General features: G+C 66.8%; 19 protein-coding genes. 7 read left to right on the top strand and 12 right to left on the bottom strand.

Annotated features, from left to right (window positions below; translation table 11 throughout):
• The first annotated feature begins 130 nt into the window (after positions 1 to 130).
• Positions 131 to 1,039, top strand: a complete 909-nt coding sequence (locus CFB52_RS20500) for a LysR family transcriptional regulator (RefSeq protein WP_099317288.1) — start codon at positions 131 to 133, stop codon at positions 1,037 to 1,039.
• Positions 1,040 to 1,046: 7 nt separating this feature from the next.
• Here CFB52_RS20500 and potE read toward each other — a convergent pair whose 3' ends face one another.
• Both potE and CFB52_RS20490 read right to left on the bottom strand, forming a co-directional pair.
• Positions 1,047 to 2,432, bottom strand: coding sequence for a putrescine-ornithine antiporter (gene potE / locus CFB52_RS20495; protein ID WP_099317287.1), 1,386 nt, complete (start codon positions 2,430 to 2,432; stop codon positions 1,047 to 1,049).
• A gap of 58 nt (positions 2,433 to 2,490) precedes the next feature.
• Positions 2,491 to 4,791: an Orn/Lys/Arg decarboxylase N-terminal domain-containing protein gene (locus CFB52_RS20490; RefSeq protein WP_099317286.1), complete on the bottom strand. Its 2,301-nt coding sequence runs from the start codon at positions 4,789 to 4,791 to the stop codon at positions 2,491 to 2,493.
• 506 nt (positions 4,792 to 5,297) lie between these two features.
• On the opposite strand from CFB52_RS20490, the gene CFB52_RS20485 reads away from it, so the two are divergent.
• Positions 5,298 to 7,478 carry an ornithine decarboxylase gene (locus CFB52_RS20485; protein WP_180278236.1) on the top strand — a complete coding sequence of 727 codons (2,181 nt, stop codon included), beginning with the start codon at positions 5,298 to 5,300 and terminating at the stop codon, positions 7,476 to 7,478.
• A 130-nt stretch (positions 7,479 to 7,608) separates the two neighbouring features.
• On the opposite strand, the gene CFB52_RS20475 is transcribed toward CFB52_RS20485, so the two are convergent.
• The 3 genes from CFB52_RS20475 to CFB52_RS20465 all read right to left on the bottom strand — a co-directional run bounded on the left by CFB52_RS20475 (position 7,609) and on the right by CFB52_RS20465 (position 10,058).
• Positions 7,609 to 8,766, bottom strand: a complete 1,158-nt coding sequence (locus CFB52_RS20475; RefSeq protein ID WP_099317283.1) for an iron-containing alcohol dehydrogenase — start codon at positions 8,764 to 8,766, stop codon at positions 7,609 to 7,611.
• Positions 8,763 to 9,098: a putative quinol monooxygenase gene (locus tag CFB52_RS20470; protein WP_059582584.1), complete on the bottom strand. Its 336-nt coding sequence runs from the start codon at positions 9,096 to 9,098 to the stop codon at positions 8,763 to 8,765. The genes CFB52_RS20475 and CFB52_RS20470 overlap by 4 nt, the downstream gene beginning before the upstream one ends.
• Positions 9,099 to 9,338: 240 nt before the next feature.
• Positions 9,339 to 10,058: an SDR family oxidoreductase gene (locus CFB52_RS20465; protein WP_099317282.1), complete on the bottom strand. Its 720-nt coding sequence runs from the start codon at positions 10,056 to 10,058 to the stop codon at positions 9,339 to 9,341.
• Between the two features lie 132 nt (positions 10,059 to 10,190).
• On the opposite strand from CFB52_RS20465, the gene CFB52_RS20460 reads away from it, so the two are divergent.
• From CFB52_RS20460 to CFB52_RS20450, 3 genes are all read left to right on the top strand, one after another.
• On the top strand, positions 10,191 to 11,168 hold the full coding sequence (locus CFB52_RS20460; protein ID WP_060009468.1) for a LysR family transcriptional regulator: 978 nt from the start codon (positions 10,191 to 10,193) through the stop codon (positions 11,166 to 11,168).
• Between the two features lie 150 nt (positions 11,169 to 11,318).
• Positions 11,319 to 12,707 (top strand): nucleobase:cation symporter-2 family protein, encoded by a 1,389-nt coding sequence (locus tag CFB52_RS20455; RefSeq protein ID WP_059639225.1) that lies wholly within the window; start codon positions 11,319 to 11,321, stop codon positions 12,705 to 12,707.
• A 167-nt stretch (positions 12,708 to 12,874) separates the two neighbouring features.
• On the top strand, positions 12,875 to 13,300 hold the full coding sequence (locus tag CFB52_RS20450; RefSeq protein WP_060311179.1) for an NUDIX hydrolase: 426 nt from the start codon (positions 12,875 to 12,877) through the stop codon (positions 13,298 to 13,300).
• Between the two features lie 75 nt (positions 13,301 to 13,375).
• On the opposite strand, the gene CFB52_RS20445 is transcribed toward CFB52_RS20450, so the two are convergent.
• Positions 13,376 to 13,588 (bottom strand): hypothetical protein, encoded by a 213-nt coding sequence (locus CFB52_RS20445; RefSeq protein ID WP_059583102.1) that lies wholly within the window; start codon positions 13,586 to 13,588, stop codon positions 13,376 to 13,378.
• Positions 13,589 to 13,950: 362 nt separating this feature from the next.
• On the bottom strand, positions 13,951 to 14,892 hold the full coding sequence (locus CFB52_RS20435) for a LysR substrate-binding domain-containing protein (RefSeq protein WP_099317886.1): 942 nt from the start codon (positions 14,890 to 14,892) through the stop codon (positions 13,951 to 13,953).
• Between the two features lie 82 nt (positions 14,893 to 14,974).
• Here CFB52_RS20435 and CFB52_RS20430 point away from each other — a divergent pair, with 82 nt between their 5' ends.
• Positions 14,975 to 15,373, top strand: a complete 399-nt coding sequence (locus tag CFB52_RS20430; RefSeq protein ID WP_059639222.1) for a nuclear transport factor 2 family protein — start codon at positions 14,975 to 14,977, stop codon at positions 15,371 to 15,373.
• 71 nt (positions 15,374 to 15,444) lie between these two features.
• Here the strand turns inward: CFB52_RS20430 and CFB52_RS20425 are convergent, their stop codons facing one another.
• Positions 15,445 to 15,858: a helix-turn-helix domain-containing protein gene (locus CFB52_RS20425; protein ID WP_059583104.1), complete on the bottom strand. Its 414-nt coding sequence runs from the start codon at positions 15,856 to 15,858 to the stop codon at positions 15,445 to 15,447.
• Between the two features lie 92 nt (positions 15,859 to 15,950).
• On the opposite strand from CFB52_RS20425, the gene CFB52_RS20420 reads away from it, so the two are divergent.
• Positions 15,951 to 16,910: an aromatic alcohol reductase gene (locus CFB52_RS20420; protein ID WP_059582599.1), complete on the top strand. Its 960-nt coding sequence runs from the start codon at positions 15,951 to 15,953 to the stop codon at positions 16,908 to 16,910.
• A gap of 52 nt (positions 16,911 to 16,962) precedes the next feature.
• On the opposite strand, the gene CFB52_RS20415 is transcribed toward CFB52_RS20420, so the two are convergent.
• The 4 genes from CFB52_RS20415 to sctN all read right to left on the bottom strand — a co-directional run bounded on the left by CFB52_RS20415 (position 16,963) and on the right by sctN (position 20,178).
• Positions 16,963 to 17,352: an HrpB1 family type III secretion system apparatus protein gene (locus CFB52_RS20415; RefSeq protein ID WP_059583107.1), complete on the bottom strand. Its 390-nt coding sequence runs from the start codon at positions 17,350 to 17,352 to the stop codon at positions 16,963 to 16,965.
• A gap of 75 nt (positions 17,353 to 17,427) precedes the next feature.
• Complete coding sequence (sctT, locus tag CFB52_RS20410) at positions 17,428 to 18,234, bottom strand: type III secretion system export apparatus subunit SctT (RefSeq protein ID WP_059582601.1); 807 nt, start codon at positions 18,232 to 18,234, stop codon at positions 17,428 to 17,430.
• Between the two features lie 51 nt (positions 18,235 to 18,285).
• Positions 18,286 to 18,771 (bottom strand): type III secretion system protein, encoded by a 486-nt coding sequence (locus CFB52_RS20405; protein ID WP_059582604.1) that lies wholly within the window; start codon positions 18,769 to 18,771, stop codon positions 18,286 to 18,288.
• A 15-nt stretch (positions 18,772 to 18,786) separates the two neighbouring features.
• The gene (gene sctN / locus CFB52_RS20400) at positions 18,787 to 20,178 is read right to left on the bottom strand and encodes a type III secretion system ATPase SctN (protein ID WP_059582606.1); all 1,392 of its coding nucleotides are present in this window, start codon (positions 20,176 to 20,178) and stop codon (positions 18,787 to 18,789) included.
• Between the last annotated feature and the right edge of the window lie 25 nt (positions 20,179 to 20,203).

Genomic DNA, 20,203 nt, shown 5'->3' with positions numbered 1-20,203 from the left:
CTTCGTCGGCACCATGAGCGCCCCGGCCGATAATGAGTATCGGCCCGACGCACACCGTCGGCCCTCCGCCGCTTTGATACCATCCGTCGATCGGCACAAAATCGAACCGGAAGACAAAAGGCGCGACTTCATGGATTTGTTGGCGACGATGCGCATCTACGTCAGGGTCGTGGAGCGCGGCACGATGTCCGGCGCGGCACGGGATCTCGACATGGGTCAACCGGCCGTCAGCGAGCGCATCGAGAAACTCGAGAAACATCTCGGCACGCGGCTCCTGATGCGCAGTGCGCGTACGCTCGCGTGCACGGAGGAAGGCCGCCTTTTCTACGAACGCAGCAAGGCGCTGCTCGAGGCGGCCGAGTTGGCCGTTGCATCGGTGTCGAAGACGGAAAACGCGCTCGACGGCACGATCCGGCTCGCGGCGCCGCAATGCTTCGGCGAGGTCGTACTGCCGGGCGTGCTGATGCAGATCCGCACCGCGTATCCGAAGCTGCACATCGACCTCGTGCTGAACGACGACATCGTCGATCCGGTCACCGAGGGCGTCGACATTTCGATCCGGGTCGGACAGCTCGGCGACGGCGGCTTCGTCGCCTACGCGCTCGGCGCGGTCGGCCGCGTACTCGTCGCCGCACCGTCGTATCTCGACCGGCACGGCCCGATCGACACGAAGGCCGATCTCGCGAACCATCCGTTCATCCGCGTGAAAGGCGTGTTCGCGAACGAACAGGTGCCGCTTCAGCGCGACGGCGGCGCAGTCGAATACGCGCGTATCCGCACGGTCATGACCGCGAGCCACTGGCGCCCGATGTTCGACACGATCGCGGCGGGCGGCGGCATCGGCGTGGTCCAGCACCCGGCTTGCGCCGATGCGCTCGCGCACGGCCGGCTCGTCCGCCTGCTGCCGCACTACGACGTTCCCGACTTCGCGCTCAACGTGCTGGTGCACGCGCAGCGGCCGCTGCCGCCGCGCGTGCGCGCCGTCGTCGATCTGCTGAAACGAGCACTCCCGCCGCTGCTGACGCAGCGGCAGCGTTAGGGCCTGTTCATGCCTGCAGCGACTTCCCCGGTTCCTTCACGTGCGCATCGACTTCCATCTGGTAGAAGCGCGCGCTGACGAAGCCGAACAGCGTCCAGCCGAGGAACACGCACAGGCCGCCCAGCATCAGCGCCTGCTCGCCCGAGCTGTAGAGCGCGTAGAAGCTGTACGCGGTCGCGACCATCGCGACCACGTTCGTCAACAGCGCCTTGCCCGGCGGCACCTTCGCGACCTTCTGGATCGTGATCAGCGCGGCCATCGACATCACGTAGGGCACGAGGTTCGTGACGACCGCGAGATCGACGATCTTCTGGAACTGGTTGCTCAGCTCCGGGCTGATCGTCATCAGCGCCAGCGCGACCTGCGCGACCAGCAGGATCACCATGCCGACGATCGGCGTGCCCGTGCGCGTGGCGCGCGCGAACACCGGCAGAAAATAGCCGACGTCGGCCGAGCTCTTGAACACCTGCGCCACCGTGAACTGCCAGCCGAGCAGCGAGCCGATGCATGCGATCACCATCAGCGCGGTGACGATCGTGCCGACGGCCGGCGTGAACATCGTCGCGAACGCGATGCCGAACGGCGCATTCGACTTCGCGAGGATCGCGTTGGGCACGATCCCGGCGATCACGTTGGTCGACACGATGTAGAAGATCGCCGACGCGATCGTGCCGCCGAGCACGGCGATCGGCACGTTGCGCTCCGGATTCTCCACCGCGTCGGAGTTCGCGCACGCCGATTCGAGCCCGAGGAACGCCCACAGCGTCACCGCGATCGAGCCGCCCACGGCCGGCCCGAACGGCAGGTCGTGCGGATTCCACGCCGCGCCCCAGGTTGCGCCGCTGAACCAGAACCAGCCGATCAGCGACACGACGACGACCGGAATGATCACGCCCCACACCGTCACCGCGCCGATCCGGCCGGTGATGCGCGAGCCGCCGAAGTTCGCGACCGTCGTCAGCACGAGCAGGAAGATCGTCCAGAGGCCCGTTTGCAGCGGCGACAGCGTCGCGTCGAACAGCACGGTGCCGTAGCCGACCGCCGTCACGCCGATCGCGACGTTGGCGATCACGAGCGACAGCCCGTACGTGTAGTTCGCCATGTAGTTGCCGGCCTTGCCGAACGCGTACTCCGCGTAGCCGCCCATCCCGCCCGGCTTGCGGCTCAGCATCCCGCAGCGCGCGAACGCATAGGCGAGCGCGAGCGAACCGCCGGCCGTGACGATCCACGACAGCAGCGAGATCGTGCCGACCTGCGCGAGCTTCGCCGGCAGCAGGATGATGCCGGAGCCCATCATGTTGACCGCCGTGAGGACGGTGAGCTGCCAGACGTTCATCCGGTTCTTCGGCGCGGCCGTCGTGGCCGCGCCGGACAGGTGCGCTGCGTTGTCCATGGTGTTCGATCCTTCGATGTGAGGCCGCCGGGCGGCCGGTCGCTCGTTCGTTCGCTCGTCAGGCCGTCAGGCAGTACACGCGGTACGTGCCGTCCTCGACTTCCACGCCGTGCGTGTCGTGCGCGAAGCCCGGGAAACGCCGGTCGTACGCTTCGAGCGCCTTCAGGTAGCCGAGCACCGGGCCGCCGGCCGGCCCCGCGTTCTCGCCCGGCATCAGGAGCGGAATGCCCGGCGGATACGGCACGACGCCGGTGGCCACCGTGCGCCCGGCCAGCTCGTCGAGCGTGACCTGTTCGACGCGGCCCTGCACGAGATGCTCGTATGCGCGCACCGGGCTCATCTCCGGCGTCGGCAAGATCGAGAACGCCTCCGACATCAGCCGCGTCGTGCCGAGCTGCTCCATCGCCGCGAACATCGTGTCGGCCAGATCCTTGAGCCCCATGCCCGCATAACGCGAACCATGCTCGTTCGCGAGCGACGGAATCGCCATGTCGAGCGGCAGGTTCGCGTCGTAGTCGCGCTTGAAATCGCACAGCGCGCTGACGAGCGAGCCCCACTTGCCCTTCGTGATGCCGATCGAGAACAGGACCAGGATCGTGAAATCGGTGGTCTTCTCGACGACGATCCCGCGCGCATCGAGATACGCGGTGACGACGCTCGCCGGGATGCCGACCGGCATCAGGCCGCCGGCCGGCGCGACGCCAGGCGTGACGATCGACACCTTGATCGGGTCGAGCATGCAGTAGCCGTCCTCGATATTGCCGAAGCCGTGCCATTGCGCGCCGGGGCGCAGCACCCAGCACGCCGGGTCGCTCGCGAGCAGCTCGGGCGGCGCTTCGTGGAACGGCAGCGTGCGGCCCGTGCGCGCCTCGAGCACGGTATCGGGCTGCCAGCATTCGAAGAACCAGTCGCCCTTCGCGCCGAATTCATTGTTCATTCGCGCGATCATCTGCCGGAACGCGACAGCCTCCTCGATCGATTCGCGCGTCAGCGCGGCGCCGCCGGGGCCGTCCATCATCGCGGCCGCGACGTCGTTCGACGCGATGATCGCGTAGTTCGGCGACGTCGACGCGTGCATCATGAACGTTTCGTTGAACTGGCCATGCGGAATCGGGCTGCGGCCGTCGCGCACGTGGATGTACGACGCCTGCGACAGCGCGGTCAGCAGCTTGTGCGTCGACTGCGTCGCGAATACCGTGGGCCGGTCCTTGTGGTGGTCGCGCGGGTCGCCGTGCATCGCATGGCGGTCGCGGTAGATCGGATTGAAGCGCGCGTAGCCGTACCACGCTTCGTCGAAGTGCAGCCGGTCGACGCTCGCGCCGAGCAATTCCTCGACGCGCGTGACGTTGTAGCAGAGGCCGTCGTACGTGGAATTCGTGACGATCGCGTGCTTCGGCTGGCGATCGGCCAGCCCGGCCGCGAGCGGGTTCGATGCGATCGCTTCGCGGATCGCCGCCTGCGTGAGGCGCTCCGATGCGATCGGCCCGATGATCCCGTAGCGGTTGCGCGTCGGCACGAGGTAGGTCGGAATCGCGCCCGACATCGTCATCGCATGTTCGGCCGACTTGTGGCAGTTGCGGTCGCACAGCGCGATCTGGTCGCGGCTCACGCTCGCCATCAGGATGATGCGGTTCGACGTCGACGAGCCGTTCGTCACGTGATACGTGCGATGCGCGCCGAACACGCGCGCCGCATAGCGCTCGCTTTCGCCGATCGGGCCCGAATGATCGAGCAGCGAGCCGAGTTCGCCCACCGAGATCGACAGGTCCGAGCGGAACAGCGATTCGCCGAAGTACTCGAAGAACGCGCGGCCGACCGGCGATTTCAGGAAGCCGGTGCCGCCCGTGTGGCCCGGCGTATGCCACGAGTATTCGTAGACGCGCGAGAACTTCGCGAGCGCGCCGAACATCGGCGGCAGGACGGTCGAGCGATAGCGTTCGATCGCCGCGTGGATGCGCCCACCGATGAAGTCGGCCGTATCCTCGAGCAGCCACACGAAATCGTCGACCTTGCCCATCACCGCGGCCGGCACCGTCGACGCGACGCTGCGGTCGGCCAGCAGGAAGATCGGCACGCTGCCGTTGCGATGCCGGATCGCGTCGACCACCACCTCGGACGGCCCGTGACCGTCCACGCCGAGATCCCAGTCGAGCAGCACGCACTGGATCGACGGATCGGAGCGGATCAGCACGACCGCATCGTCGGCGGACGTGGCCGTCAACACGTCGATGCCGCGTTGCGCGAGTTCCGCGCTCAGCGTGCGGACCGCGCGGCCGGTCGCGGTTTCCTGCGCGATTTCGTCGTCGACCAGTAGCGCACGCATGCCGAGACGGCGAATGCCGCCGACGGAAGTGTTCATGTTGTTGCCCTCGCGGTTGGGTTGCTTCGATTGGTATCGCTCGTCTCGCGCGCACGCGGACGGCAGGTCACGGGCAGTGGCACGAGACGCTCGCCATTCCGGCTTGATTCGCCACCCAGTTCGGAGCCGACTATGCCATGAACGCCATTCGATGAAAAGCCGACGATTCGGTGAAACCATCGGCGCCTTTCCAATAGGATTTCATCATTGGATCATTTTTATATGCGCTGCAGCACGTCAATTGCCGATCAATTGATTAGGCTCATCCGTCAATGACATTGACGATTCTGGTCGATTGAATTCGCGTGCCTTTATTGCTACGATCGGCGGCGCCGAGCACCGTCCGATCACGGCTGTGCCGCGCTGTTCGACGCTTCCCGGCGCGGTGCGCATTCGGCATTCCGCATTCGCGGGAGCATTTCAATCGGCTGCGGCGCGCGTCGTATCGACATGACCCATCGGCGTGAATGCGGCTCCCGTTTCAGGTCATTTACCGGAGAGTTCGCGTGAGTCTGTTGAAAATCGCAGTCGAGCCGGCGCTGATCGGCGCCTTCCTCACCACGCACGAACAGGTCGACGTATTTCAGACCGATTTCACGAATATCGCGGCCATCGTCGTCGGTATCGACGCCGCGGAAAAGGTGCTGAAAACCGTCGAAAGAACCGGCTTCGCGATTCCGTTCTTCGTCGCGGTCGAGCCCGACCAGGAAGTGCCGCCGTCGGTCCTGCCGAGCGCGAGCGGCGTGATCCAGCTCCGCCACGGCGGCCGCCATTACTACGGCCGGCAGATTTCCGCCGCCGCCGACATCTACAGCGAGAGTCTGCTGCCGCCGTTCTTCAAGGTGATGCGCGACTACGTGCAGCGCGGCTACGTCGAGTTCGACTGCCCCGGCCATCAGGGCGGCCAGTTCTTCTCCAATCACCCGCTCGGCCGGATGTTCTTCGATTTCTTCGGCGAGACGCTGTTTCGCGCGGATCTCTGCAACGCGGACGTGCGGCTCGGCGACCTGCTGATCCACGAAGGGCCGGCGCTGGAAGCACAGCGCAACGCCGCAAGGATCTATAACGCCGACAAGACGTATTTCGTGCTGAACGGCACGTCGACGTCGAACAAGGTCGTCACGAGCGCGCTGCTCGCGCCCGGCGATCTCGTGCTGTTCGACCGCAACAACCACAAGTCGGTGCACCTCGGCGCGCTCGTGCTGTCCGGCGCGCGGCCGGTCTACCTCGAGACCGCGCGCAACGCGTGGGGCCTCATCGGCGGCGTCGACAGCGCGGCGCTCGGCGAAGCGCGCATTCGCGACGCGATCCGCGACGTCGCGCCCGAGCGCGCCGATCTGCCGCGCCCGTTCCGGCTCGCGGTGATCCAGCTCGGCACCTACGACGGCACGATCTACAACGCGCGCGAAATCGTCGACCGGATCGGGCATCTGTGCGACTACATCCTGTTCGATTCGGCGTGGGTCGGCTACGAGCAGTTCATCCCGATGATGCAGGACTGCTCGCCGCTGATGCTGACGCTCGGGCCCGACGATCCCGGCATCTTCGTCACGCAGTCGGTGCACAAGCAGCAGGCCGGCTTCTCGCAGACGTCGCAGATCCACAAGAAGGACAGCCACATCGAAGGCCAGAAGCGCTTCTGCGATCACCGGCGCTTCAACAACGCGTACATGATCCACGCGTCGACGAGCCCGTTCTATCCGATGTTCGCGGCGCTCGACGTCAACGCGCAGATGCATGCGGGCCCGGCCGGCAAGCGCCTGTGGCGCGACTGCGTCGCACACGGCGTCGATGCACGCAAGCTGCTGCTGAAAACGTGCCGCCAGATCCGCCCGTTCGTTCCGCAGCAGATCGACGGCCGCCCGTGGGCCGACTACCCGACCGAGCAGATCGTCGATGACCTGCGTTTCTTCCGCTTCCATCCGGCCGACACGTGGCACGGCTTCGAAGGCTATGCGGACGACCAGTATTTCGTCGATCCGTGCAAGCTGCTGCTGACCACGCCCGGCATCGATCGCGACACGCACGAATACGCGCCGTTCGGCGCGCCGGCGCCGATCCTCGCGCGCTACCTGCGCGAGCACGGCGTCGTGCCGGAGAAGGCCGACCTGTACACGATCCTGTTCCTGCTCACGCCGTCGGAGAGCTTCGGCAAGCTGCAGCATCTGGTCGCTCACCTCGCGCAATTCGAACGCCATCTCGACGAGGACACGCCGCTGCGCGAAGCGATTCCGTCGCTATGCGAAGCCTATCCCGAGCTGTACGGCACGATGCGCCTGCGGCAGCTGTGCCAGCGCATGCATGATTTCTATCGCAGCCACGACATGAAGCATCTGCAGAAACAGATGTTCCGGCGTGCGCAGTTCCCGAAGCAGGCGATGCTGCCGCAGGCCGCGAATGCGGAGCTGATCCGCAACGACGTCGAGCTCGTCACGCTCGATCGCATCGAAGGCCGGATCGCGACCGAAGGCGCGCTGCCCTATCCGCCCGGCATCTTCTGCGTGGTGCCCGGCGAAGCATGGGGCGGCCCGGCGCTCGACTACTTCCGTGCGCTGGAGGCCGGGATCAACGCGCTGCCCGGCTTCGAACCGGAAATCCAGGGTGTGTACCTGCAGACGAAGCCGGACGGCACGAAGCAGGCGTCGGCGTACGTGGTGGCGGCCGGCGCCGACGCGTCGCGCATGTAGGCACGGCGGGCGGCTCGGCACGCTCGTGGCGGTCGCGCCGGCATGCGCGTGGGTCGCGGCACGGCCCGCGCGGCCGGTCGTGCGCGCGTCGTGAATCGTGCCGGGCGATGCGCCACGCGCGCCCGCCGCGTCACCACGCCTGCCGATAGATCTCCAGCGCGTCGGCCTCGGTCACCTCGCGCGGATTGTTCACGAGCAGGCGCGTCTGCAGCATCGCGTCCGACGCCATCCTCGGCAGGTCGGCCTCGCCGATGCCGACCTCGCGCAACGTGCGCGGAATGCCCGTCGCGACGATCAGCCGGTCGATCTCGGCGATCAGCGCGTGCGTTTTCGCTTCGTCGCTGCCCGTGGCCGACGGCGCGACGATCGCCGCCAGTTCCGCATACAGCGGCGCGGCGGCCGGCGCGTTGAAGCGCAGCACGTGCGGCAGCACGAGCGCGTTCGACAAACCGTGCGGCACGTGGAAGATCCCGCCGACCGGATAGGCCAGCGCGTGCACGGCCGCGACCGGCGCGTTCGCGAACGCCTGCCCCGCGAACATCGCGCCGACCAGCATCGCTTCGCGCGCGTGCCGGTTCTGCCCGTCGTCGCATGCGGCCAGCAGGTTGCGCGACAGCAGCGTCAGCGCGTGCGTCGCCAGCATGTCGGACACCGGATTCTTCAGCCGCGCGGACGTGTACGCCTCGATCGCATGCACCATCGCGTCGATGCCGGTGGCGGCCGTCGCCGCGCGCGGCAGGCCGAGCGTGAGCTCCGCGTCGAGGATCGCGACGTCCGCGAACAGGTGCGGCGACACGACGCCCATCTTGCGCGCCTCGCCGACCGTGACGATCGACACGGCCGTGACCTCGGAGCCCGTGCCGGCCGTGGTCGGGATCTGCACGAGAGGCAGCCGCGCGCTCGTGACCTTGTCGACGCCGTACATGTCGGCCAGCGCCTGCTGCCCCGGCACGAGCACCGCGATCAGCTTCGCGACGTCCATCGACGAGCCGCCGCCGAGGCCGAGCACGATCTCGGCATCGGCCGCGACGGCCCGCGCGGTCGCGTCGAGCACCACGTGCTCGGGCGGATCGGCGATCACGTCGTCGATCACGGTGACCTGCCAGCCGTGCGCGGCGAGGCTCGCCAGCGCGGGCGCGAGCACGCCGCTGCGATGCAGGAACGCATCGGTGACGACGCACAGCCGCGCGAGCGCCGGAAAGCGTTCGCGCAACAGCGCGCCGAGCCGGCGCGCGGCGCCGAATTCGACGATCTGCGTCGGAACGGTACGGAATTGAAACGGGTTCATCGGGCGCCTCCCGGGGCCGTCGCCGTGCCGGTGTCCGGCTGCACCATGTAGCGGATCACCTCGCGACGATCGAGCAACGGCATGATCGCGCCGACACCGATCCGCTGGAAATGCGGCGTTTCCCGATGCACGTCGAGGCCGTCGGCCTCGCTGTAACGCTCGAGGATCACGATGTGGTCGGGGTTCTCCGGCGACCGGAAGTACGCGTAGTCGAGGTTTTTCGGCTCGGTACGAGTGGCCGGCGCGAGTTCGGCCAGCAATTCGACCACGCGGTCGCCGTTGCCGGGTTTCGCGAAGAAATGCGCGATGACCTGCAGATAGGGTTCGTTCATACTGCGCTCCATGTTCGACACAAGCCCGTCGCGACGGGAGCGCCCCCATCCGCGATGAGCCGGATGGATTCAAACGCGATGAGGCGGCACCGTATCACTGACGCGTCGTCGCATTGTATTGAATCGGCACGGCCTTCGCAGAGCCGCGACCGCGCCGCGAATCACAGGCCGAATCCCGCGGCACGCTCACGACGAGCCGGAACCTGGCCGGCCGCCGCGCGCTTGCGCCGCCTCCGTCGTTCACCACGGCACCGTCCGCCCCAGATAGTCGAGATATTCGAGCCCGGGCCGCGCCCGCTTCGCGAGCAGCACGTCGACGAGGCTCGGCACGCTCTCGTCGATGGTCAGGCGCGCGTCGGGCCCACCGAGTTCGGTACGGACCCAGCCGGGCGCCATCAGCGCCAGCGCGCGGCGCGTATCGGCCTGACGCGCCGCGAAGCTGCGCATGAACTGGTTCAGCGCGGCCTTGCTGCCGCGATACACCTCGCGCATCCCGCTGACGTTGTTCGCGACGCTGCCCTGCCCCGACGACATCGCGCCGATCAGGCCGTCGTCGGTCACGAGATCCTGCAGCGTCTCGATCGCACGCATCGGCGCCAGCGCATTCGTGATCATCACGCGCACGAATTCGTCGGTCGTCACTTCGCCGATCGTTTCGTTCGGATCGTTGGTCGTGCCCGCGTTCACGAACAGCATGTCGAAGCGCCGGCCCGACAGGCGCTCGCGCAGCGCGGCCAGTTGCGCGGGCTCGCAGATGTCGAGCGTGCCGATCTCGAGCCGGCCGTCGAACCGGTCGGCCAGGTCGTGCAGCTTGGTGCGCCCCGATCCTGCGCGCACGGTGCCCGTCACGTTCCAGCCCTTCTTCAGGAATGCCTCCGCCATCGCCAGCCCGAGGCCGCGCGACGCCGCGACGAGGAGGATCTCGGGCGCGTTCCGTCGATTCGATTCAGTCGATTGCATGGTTTTCGCCTTTGCCGTGTTTCGTCATGCGCCCACTATAGGCGCGCGCCACGACAGGCGCCAGACGCACCCAACGCAATCGATAGTTGCATTCAACGCCATGTTATCGGCACAAAGGCGTATCCTGTCTGCATGGACGACATCGACCTGAACCTCGTTACCGCGCTCGACGTGCTGCTGTCGGAAGTCAGCGTGACCGGCGCCGCGCGCCGGCTGGGCCTGAGCACGTCCGCGATGAGCCGCACGCTCACGCGGCTGCGTATCGCCACCGGCGATCCACTGCTCGTGCGCGCCGGGCGCAGGCTCGTGCCGACGCCGCACGCAGCCGCGCTGCGCGACCGCGTGCATGCGGTCGCGAGCGACGCGCGCGCCGTGCTCCGGCCGGCGACGGCCGACGTCGATCTCGCGACCCTCACGGCCACGTTCACGATCCGGGCCGCCGCGTCGTTCATGGAAATGCTGTCCGGCCCGGTCGTCGCCGCGCTGGCCGACGTCGCGCCGCACGTGCGTATCCGCTTCGTCCCGAAGCTCGACCGCGATCCGCAAGCGCTGCGCGACGGCACGGTCGACCTGGAAATCGGCAAGCGCGGCGACGACGCGCCCGAGCTGCACACGCGCATGCTCTTTCACGACTGGCACGTCGCGGTGGCGCGCGCCGGGCATCCGGTGTTCGCGTCGGCCCGGATCACGCCCGCGCGCTATGCCGCGTGCCGCCACGTCATGGCGGCCCAGCTCGGCGATTTCGCCGGGCCGGCCGACGACACGACCGGCAACGCCGGCCCCGGCCCCGCCGTGCACGTCGTCGTGCCGGGCTACCCCGACGCGATGCGTGTCGCCGCCAGCACCGACCTGATCGCGCTGGTGCCGCGTTCGAGCCTCGGCAATGCGTGCTCGCCGGGGCTCACCGAAGTCCTCGGGCTGCGCAGTTTCGAGATTCCGGTCCGTCTGCCGGCGATCCTCGTGTCCGCGCTGTGGCATCCGCGCATGCACGGCGACCCCGTGCACCGCCGCTTGCGCGATACGGTCATCGCCGTCTGCCAGCGCGCGTATCCGGATTCCCGTCCGCCGCGCACCACGGCACGCGGCAACGGAGCACGCGTCGCGGGCTGACCGTTGGCCACATCCCGCAGTTCGAACCAGCCGGCCGCCGATCGGGCGCCTTTTGCGCGATCCACCGGCTCGTCACCATTGCGGCCCGGCGGCGCCGGCAGGCCCTTCGGCTAAAATGCCGCACTTTCCACCTCGTCCGGCCCGCTCGCCATGCAACCCGCCTCCTCCGCCCAATCCGCCTCCCGCGGCGCCGACGCCGCAGAATCGGCCCGCGACCTCGTCTACGGCCCGAACGACCGGCCGGCGCCGATGGTCGCCTTCGTCGCCGCGCTCCAGCACCTGCTGGCGATCATCGTGCCGATCGTCACGCCCGGCCTGCTGATCTGTCAGGCGCTCGGCGTGTCCAGCCGCGATACGACCCTGATCGTGTCGATGTCGCTGGTGATTTCCGGCATCGCCACCTTCGTCCAGTGCAAGCGCTTCGGCCCGCTGGGCGCCGGCCTGCTGATCGTCCAGGGCACCAGCTTCAACTTCGTCGGCCCGCTGATCGCCGGCGGCAGCCTGATGGTCAAGCAGGGCACGCCGGTCGAGACCGTGATGGCCGCGATCTTCGGCGTCGTGATCGCCGGGTCGTTCGTCGAGATGGGCGTGTCGCGCATCCTGCCGTTCGTGAAGCGCCTGATCACGCCGCTCGTCACCGGCATCGTCGTGCTGCTGATCGGCCTCACGCTGATCAAGGTCGGCCTGATCAGCATGGGCGGCGGCTACGGCGCGATGGCCAAGGGCACGTTCGCGAGCGCCGAGAACCTGACGCTGTCGGGCCTCGTGCTCGGCACGATCATCCTGCTGAACCGCGTGCCGGTCGTGTGGGTGCGCAGCACCGCGCTCGTCATCGCGCTCGCGATCGGCTATCTCGCCGCCGCGTTCCTCGGCCGCCTCGACTTCACCGGCATGCATCAGGCCGCGCTGTTCCAGGTGCCGACGCCGCTGCACTTCGGCATCGGCTTCTCGTGGGCGCTGTTCGTGCCGATGCTGATCATCTACCTCGTGACGTCGCTCGAGGCGATCGGCGACGTGACGGCCACCAGCAAGATCTCGAACGAGCCGGTCGAAGGGCCGGTGTGGATGCAGCGGATCAAGGGCGGCGTGCTCGTGAACGGCGCGAACTCGCTGCTGGCCGGCGTGTTCAACACGTTCCCGAGCTCGGTATTCGCGCAGAACAACGGCGTGATCCAGATCACCGGCGTCGCGAGCCGTCACGTCGGCATCTGGATCGCGGGGATGCTGGTGGTGCTCGGCCTGTTCCCGGTCGTCGCCGGCGTGCTGCAGGCCGTGCCCGAGCCCGTGCTCGGCGGTGCGGCGATGGTGATGTTCGGCGCCGTGGCCGCATCGGGCATCAACATCCTCGCGGGCATCCACCTCGACCGTCGCGCGCTGCTGATCATCGCGGTGTCGCTGGCGCTCGGCCTCGGCGTATCGCAGGTGCCGGACATCCTGAACAGCCTGCCGCATGCGCTGAAGAACGTGCTGGAATCGGGCGTGGCGACGGGCGGTATCTGCGCGCTCGTGATGAACTGGTTCCTGCCGGAAAAGAAGTAACCGGACGAACCGTGCGGCGGCGCGGTGCGCGTGGCGGGCCGCCCCGTGCGAACGGCGTCCCGCGCGCCCCGCCCCGTCGCGCAGCCGTCGGCCACGCGACGACGACCGGTCGTCCAGCCCGATCGGCGCCGCTTGGCCGAACGATCGACGCTGGTTAGAATGGCGCCATGCCCCGAACGCCAGCGCCCAACACTGCCGCCGAAGCGAGCGCCGTCCCGATCAAGGAGCGCGCGACGGTCGTCTGCTACCGCGGCGAGCACGTCTTGCTCGTCGCGCGTGCGTCGTCGCGCTGGGCGCTACCCGGCGGCACGATCAAGCGCGGGGAGACGCCGCTCGACGCCGCGCATCGCGAGTTGCGCGAAGAAACCGGCATGACGGGCCACGATCTCGTGTACGCGATGCAGTTCACCGGGCTCGCGAAAATCCATCATGTGTTCTTCGCGGAAGTCGGCCCGGACCATACGCCGCAAGCGAACAACGAGATCGAGAAATGCAGGTGGTTTCCGATCGAAGGCGTCGAGGCGCTGCGCGCGAGCATCCCGACGAAACGCATCGTCGAACTCGTCTACAACCACGAAATCCGCAACGCATAGCACGTCGAAGGCGCGGGCACGCGCGAGCCGCCGGCCCGCCGGAATCGATTTTTTCGCGGATCGACGCGCGAACGCTCAGTGCAAGCGCTTTCTGCGCAGTTCGTGCGTGGAATAGACGACGAGGAAGATGCCCAGCATTGCGACGCCGAACGCCATGAAGTCGTTTGCGCTTCCCGAGCCATGCAAGGACTTCGGGAGGATGCCGAGACTCAACCCCGCCACCGCGAGAAGCAATCCTGCCGCCATACCCCACATCGGTCCGGCGGTCTTTTCGATTTTATTTTTCATACAGCACCCGTCTACGGTCAAGACCTGGTCGGTATCGGCAAAAAGCGCCGCATCTACCTTCAGTCATTCCACTATAGCCGGGAAATAATTCCCGTACGTCTAGTGCTTTTCCCGATCAAGTTTGCATGGACGCGGCCGTTGTACGGCGTCGGTGCGCGACGCGGGCGCGGCATGATCCTGCCCGGGAGCGTGAGTATCGATGGACCGCATCGGATTCGGCGCGGCATCCGCGGAATCGAAGCGTCGCCGCGGTGGCAAGCGCGGCATTTTCGACGGACGCAGACCCGCCGGCGGCGTTCCGTATCGAGCGTCGGTGGGCAGGAAGATCGGGAGGAATGCCGAATCGGTCGCTCACCTGTCGATCAGTCTTCTCGCGCAAGTCGCAGCAACACGTCGGCGAGCGCCCGAATTTTCGGTTGTTCCGCACGTTGCGGCGGATAGACGAGGAAGTACGACAGGCCGTCTTCAACCACCTCGTCGAACGGTGTCACCAGCGATCCGGCGCGGAGCCGGTCTCTTGCCATTCGTGGGTCGCCGATTGCAATGCCGTGCCCTTCCGTCGATGCCGCGAGCGTCAATTCGAGGGTATCGAATACCACCCCGCGTCCCGCATCGATCTGGCGCGCGCCAACGTGATCGAGCCAGCATCGCCACTCCGCATGGCTGGGCCCCGGATGGAGCAAATCGACCTGCGCAAGATCGGCAACGGATCGCAGCGATGTCGCCAAGGCGGGCGCGCACATCGGCGTGAGCCTCTCGGGAAATAGCGCTACCGCCTCCATGCCGGTCCATTGCCCCGTGCCGCGCACGATGACGGCGTCGACGTCGGACGTCGTGAAATCCGGCTTATCGTCCGCGGATGTCGAAATACGCAGCTCCGTCCCGCTCATCGCACGATGAATGTCCGGTAGCCGCGGGAGCAACCAGCGAACAGCGAACGTGGACGGCAACTTCAACGTGAGCACCGCAGTCGCCCGTGCTCGGGAATCCGCGTGCTGAACCAATTGCGTGAGCACGTCGACCGCGACCGTCAGCAGTGCATTTCCTTCCGCGGTCAACGTCAGCCCCGATACATGGCGCACGAACAGTGCGCATCGATAATGCGTTTCCAACTGCTGTATCTGGCGGCTCACCGCGCCTTGCGTACGGCACAGATGATCCGCCGCCTTGCTGACGCTGCCGAGCTGCGCCGCGGCGACGAACGACTGAATCGCCGCCAACGGCGGGAGCGGCCGCGTCAGGTCGGCCAGCGGATATGCATGCGCCGCATACCCGGGTTGCAAATTTTTCGATTGTTCGGTCATCGGTGCGTCGTTATCGTGCATCTACCGGATACCCCGCTCCTACGCATGAACGGGAGCGTCAACGAATGATCGGAGGACAATTTTGGGCTCAACGTCGGCATCACTCTATACGGAACAGGTTCGCACTTACCTTCGGGAGCTGGAGCGAGGCGATGTGGGCGCCATCTGCGCGCTATTCACGCCGGACGCGCGGATTTTTTCGCCGTTTCTCGGCTGGATGCACGCCGAACCCTTCTTTTCGAAGGTCGCTGCCGCATCGGGAGAAAGCAAGATTACACCGATCGATATCTGCGTCAGCACGACAGGCGCTCGACGTGCGACCGGTTACTTCATCTACGACTGGGCCCTGAAAGACGGTTCGGTGGCGCGCTTCGAGTGCGTCGACGTGTTCGAGTTCGACATCGCGGGGCTGATCGAACGGATGATCATCGTCTACGACACCCATCCGATTCGCAGTACGGTCGGCGACAAGTACGCGTGACCGAATCGATGTCGCGCGATACCGAGCGCCGGCATTTGTGCAGCGCCGCTCCACCGCCGCGGCGGCGTCGACTACGCGTTTGCGTCGCGGTGCTGCCTGTCGAAATTCCGCCTCGCTTCACGGAAGCGGTCCGCATTCTCGACGATCCAGGTCCACAGCGGGACCATGCGAACGAGCAGGTCCATGCCCGTGTCGGACAACTCGTATTCGACTCTGGGGGGTACTTCTTCGAAATCGTGACGGCGCACGAGGCCGTCACGCTCGAGCTGCCGTAACGTGCGCGTCAACATGCGCTGAGTCACCCCGTGCATGCGCCTGCCGATTTCCGCATGGCGCAGCCTGCCGTACACGCCGAGCGTGTGCACGACACCGAGCGACCAACGGCTTCCGGCATGGGCAAGCACCTCCCGCCGCAACCCGTCATCATCGTCCCGCAGGCCGTCACACACGGTCTGCGAATATTGAAGAAGTTCATCTCGATCCAACTCTCTGGCTCCCAGTATCACGCGTGTGCCTTCTTTCATCCACGCCCACGCATTGCTAGACTGCCGCCACGCATTCCTTGATGGGCTAAACGATGAACCGAACAGATCCTGACGCTACGTCTCGAAACATTCTCGTGCTCGGTGCCGGCGAACTCGGCCTCCCGGTGCTACGCAGTCTTGCACGCCGGGCGAAGGACGTGACTGGCGCGAAGATCAGCGTGCTGCTGCGCGCCAGTGCCGTCGAATCCAGCGCACCCGCCAAGCGGCATGATATCGCGGAGATTCGGGATCTTGGGATCGAGATCGTCATAGGCGATTTCGTGAAGCGTTCCATCGATGAACTCGCTGTCTTGTTCGCGCGATATGACACGGTAATCGGTTGCGCGGGCATTACGGCCGGAATCGACACGCCGATGAAATTGGCACGCGCTGCATTGCAGGCGCGAATCCCGAGGTACTTCCCGTGGCAGTTCGGGGTCGATTTCGACGTGATCGGTCGCGGCAGTCCGCAGGACATCTTCGACGCACAGCTGGACGTGCGCGAATTGCTGCGCAGTCAGCACGACACCGAGTGGGTCATCATCTCGACCGGCATGTTCATGAGCTATCTGTTCGAGCCGGACTTCGGTGTCGTTGACCTGAAAAACGACACGGTCCACGCGTTGGGCAGCCTCGACACCGCCGTGACGCTGACGACGCCCGACGATATCGGCGCACTGACTGCCGAGATCGTGTTCGCCCAACCTCGTATCCGGAACGAGATCGTGTATCTGGCCGGCGACACCGTGACTTACGGTGAGGTCGCGGACAAGCTGCAAGCGGGCCTCGGCCGCCCTTTCAGCCGTGCGGTGTGGAGTGAGGCGTACTTGCTGGATGAACTGGCGCGGGACCCACACAACATGATGCGGAAGTATCGTGCCGCTTTCGCTCAAGGGCGGGGTGTCGCGTGGGACAAGCGCGGGACGTTCAATCAACGCCACGCCATTCCGGTCACCGACGTGGCATCGTGGATCGAGGCAAACCTTGCTTCGGGCCGCGGCGAGTCATCGTGAAACCGGCCGGCCGGGCAGACGGCCGGTCCCCGCTTGACGCAGCCGCGGGCGGCTATCCACGCCCGATCGCGGGCGCTGCGAGCAGCGCCTGGGCGGTGCGCGTCGCCATCGGGTCATCAGACTTGTACGCCGCCGCGTACGCATAGGTACGCCACGATGCATCGCCAAGTGCGTAAAGACAGACAGCCGCGAGCGCCATGCCGCGCGACGACAGCGTGCCGTCGCGCTCCACCCGGCGCAATTCGGTCAGCGCCTCGCCCCAGGCGCGTGCACGCACATGCCACCAGGCCAGCACCTCGCGCATTTCGCCGCTCCCGGGACGCAGCACCGCCATCGCATCGAGCAGGTCCTGAACGTCCGAAAACGTATCGAGCACCGCACCGGCCCACAGCACGTGCATCATCCCCGTGACGATCGCGTTGTCGCTCAACGCCTCGATCATGTTTTTCTCCAAGCTTTTTCGGCCAATCGCCATCGGCGAACGCATACTTGCGCGCGCTCGCGCATTCACCGCGTTTCACTTGCCGCCCGCGAGCGCCCTCGCCTCGGCCGCGATGCCCACGAGCGACAGTTGATCGCGTACCTGATCGATGAAGATCGCCGCCATCAGGGCGAGCATCAGAATCGTGAGCGCGCCTTTCACGGGCTGCGCCAGCGACGGCAGATCGAGCTTTTGCGACACCTTCCCGGTAAAGCCGAAGCCGATGTCGATCAGCAGCAGCATCAGCATCATCGGCGTGGCCAGCTTCGCCACCGTTTCCATCAGCGAGTCGGTCTTCCCCAGCACGAACGATTCGAGTACCGCCCCCCCGGCCGGCGTGAGGTTCGCAAGCGGCCACCAGGTATACGATTCGTAGATCGCGCCGAGCAGAAACGTCATGCCGCCCAGACACCAGAACGCCGCGATCGCGAACTGGCTCAGGAGCGTGGAAGTCAGCGACGTCTGCTGCCCCTGGCTCGGGTTCTGCATCTGCAGTTGATTGAAACCGGTCAGATCGTCGACGTACGTGCCGACGCTTTCGGCGGCCCAGAACACCGTCGACGCCGCGAAGCCGAGGCCGACGCCGATCAGCGCCTCCTTCAACCCGATGCCCACGAGCATCGTCGCATCGCCCTGCTCGAGCAGGCCGCGTTGCCCGTACGCGATGAAGCTGCCCCACAGCAGCGCCAGCGCGGTGCGCACGCGGCCTTGCACGACGTTGTCGGACGTCGGCGGAAAAATCATCATCAGGACCATCAATCGTTCACTGCAAAGGCCGAGCACGATCAAAAACCTGACCAGCTGATGGCTCGATTCGATCGATGCGAATGTAATCTCGCTCATTTCAGTCACCTGTCGCTCAATGGATGCCGGCTGGCGAGCGCGCTCGCCGCTTCAAAACGCCGGACTGGGCCGGCGACTCTCCGATGTTTCCTCGTCCTGCGCGTCCTCGATCGCGAGCTCGATACCCTTGACGAGCGTGTCGCGCCGCTTGCCGTAGATGTCGATGCGGGCACGGTTGCGCAGGATCTCCGTGCGCAGCGCACCGATCTGCGCCTCCTTCGCCGCGAGCGCCTGTGCGGCCTGCGCCGCCCGGGCCTCGAGCATCGCGTGCTGCTCGGCCGCGTGCGAGCGGAATTCGCGCAGCTTCAGATACTCATTCGCCCGGAAGGAAACGCCGCCCAGCATCGCGTCGATCTTGCCGTCGTGCGCGGCGAGCTCGGCCGCATGCGCGCGCACCGCCGCGCGGCTTTCGTCCAAGGCGTCCATGAGCGCCTGCAGCTCGCCGCGCAAACCGCCGAGCGCCGCATTGAGCTTGCGATCGAGCTGGCGGCGACGCGAGAGCACGCGCTCGAACGCGGCAACGCGGCGGTCTTTCATCGCTTGCCTCCGGCATCAGGACTGCACGATCTCGCCGAGGGCCGCGAGCGTGTCGCTCGGGTCGACGAGCAGATCGGTCGGTTGGCCGAGGAAAGCCCGAATCGCGTCGATCTTCGCAATGGCTTCGTCGGCAAGCGCATCGGTGCCGCTCTGATACTCGCCCACCTGCAGCAGCAGTTCGACCTCCTTGTGCTTGGCCATCAGCCGCCGCACGTGCCCCGCCGCCGCCACGTGCTCGCGCGGCACCACCTGCGTCATCACGCGCGAAAGACTGCCGAGCACGTCGATCGCCGGATAGCGGTTCTGTGCCGCGATCTCGCGCGAAAGAATCATGTGGCCGTCGAGAATGCCCCGCACTTCCTCGGCGATCGGGTCGCCGCCCGATTCGTCCTCGGCCAGCACGGTATAAAGGGCGGTGATCGAGCCGAGCTCCGAACGGCCCGCGCGCTCCAGCAGCCGCGGCAGCTCGGCGAAGATCGACGGCGGAAAGCCGCGCCGCGTCGGCGGCTCGCCCATCGCCAGGCCGATTTCGCGCTGCGCGCGCGCGAAGCGCGTCAGCGAATCCATCATCAGCAGCACCCGCATGCCGCGGTCGCGGAAGTATTCGGCCACCGCCGTTGCCGCATAAGCGGCCTTCGCGCGCTCGATCGACGAGCGGTCCGATGTCGCGCAGACGACGACCGAGCGGGCCATTCCCTCCGGCCCGAGAATGTGCTCGCAGAATTCGCGCACTTCGCGGCCGCGCTCCCCGATCAACGCGATGACGTTGACGTCGCAGCGCGCCCCGCGCGCGAACATGCCCATCAACGTGCTCTTGCCGACGCCGGCCGGCGCGAAGATGCCCATGCGCTGGCCCTCGGCCAGCGTCATCATGCCGTCGACGACGCGCACGCCCGTCGGCATCGGGGTATCGACGACGGGCCGCGACATCGGATCGGGCGGATCGGCGATGACGGGCTGCCACTCGTCGCATTCGAGCGGCCCCTTGCCGTCGATCGGCTCGCCCAGGCTGTCGATCACGCGGCCGAGCAGACGGGGGCCGATGCGCAGCGAAAGCGGACGCCGGAGCCCCACCACGCGTGTCGCCCGGGACACGCTGCCGAGCCGCCCGAACGGCGAGAGCAGCGCGACGTCGCGCGAGAAGCCGACCACCTCGGCACGCTGCAGCAACGCGCCTTCGGGCGAACGCAGCTCGCATAGCTCGCCGAGCGTCGCGTCGAGGCCCGATACGCGTACGAGCGTGCCGATCACTTCCTGCACCTTGCCGCACGCCGCGGGTTGCGCGCGGGCGCGCAGTTCGCGCTCCATCGCCTCCATCAGCGCCGAGAAGCCGCGTATGGCCCGCGGCTGCGCGATGTGCGCCCCGCTCGCTTCATCGGTTCCGAAACTGTCCGCGCTGTCGATCATGGCGCTCCCTTCCTTGTCATGTGTT

This window comes from Burkholderia sp. AU18528, from assembly GCF_002223215.2.
Lineage (GTDB): Bacteria > Pseudomonadota > Gammaproteobacteria > Burkholderiales > Burkholderiaceae > Burkholderia > Burkholderia semiarida.
This window is presented reverse-complemented; position numbering and strand designations above follow the sequence as displayed.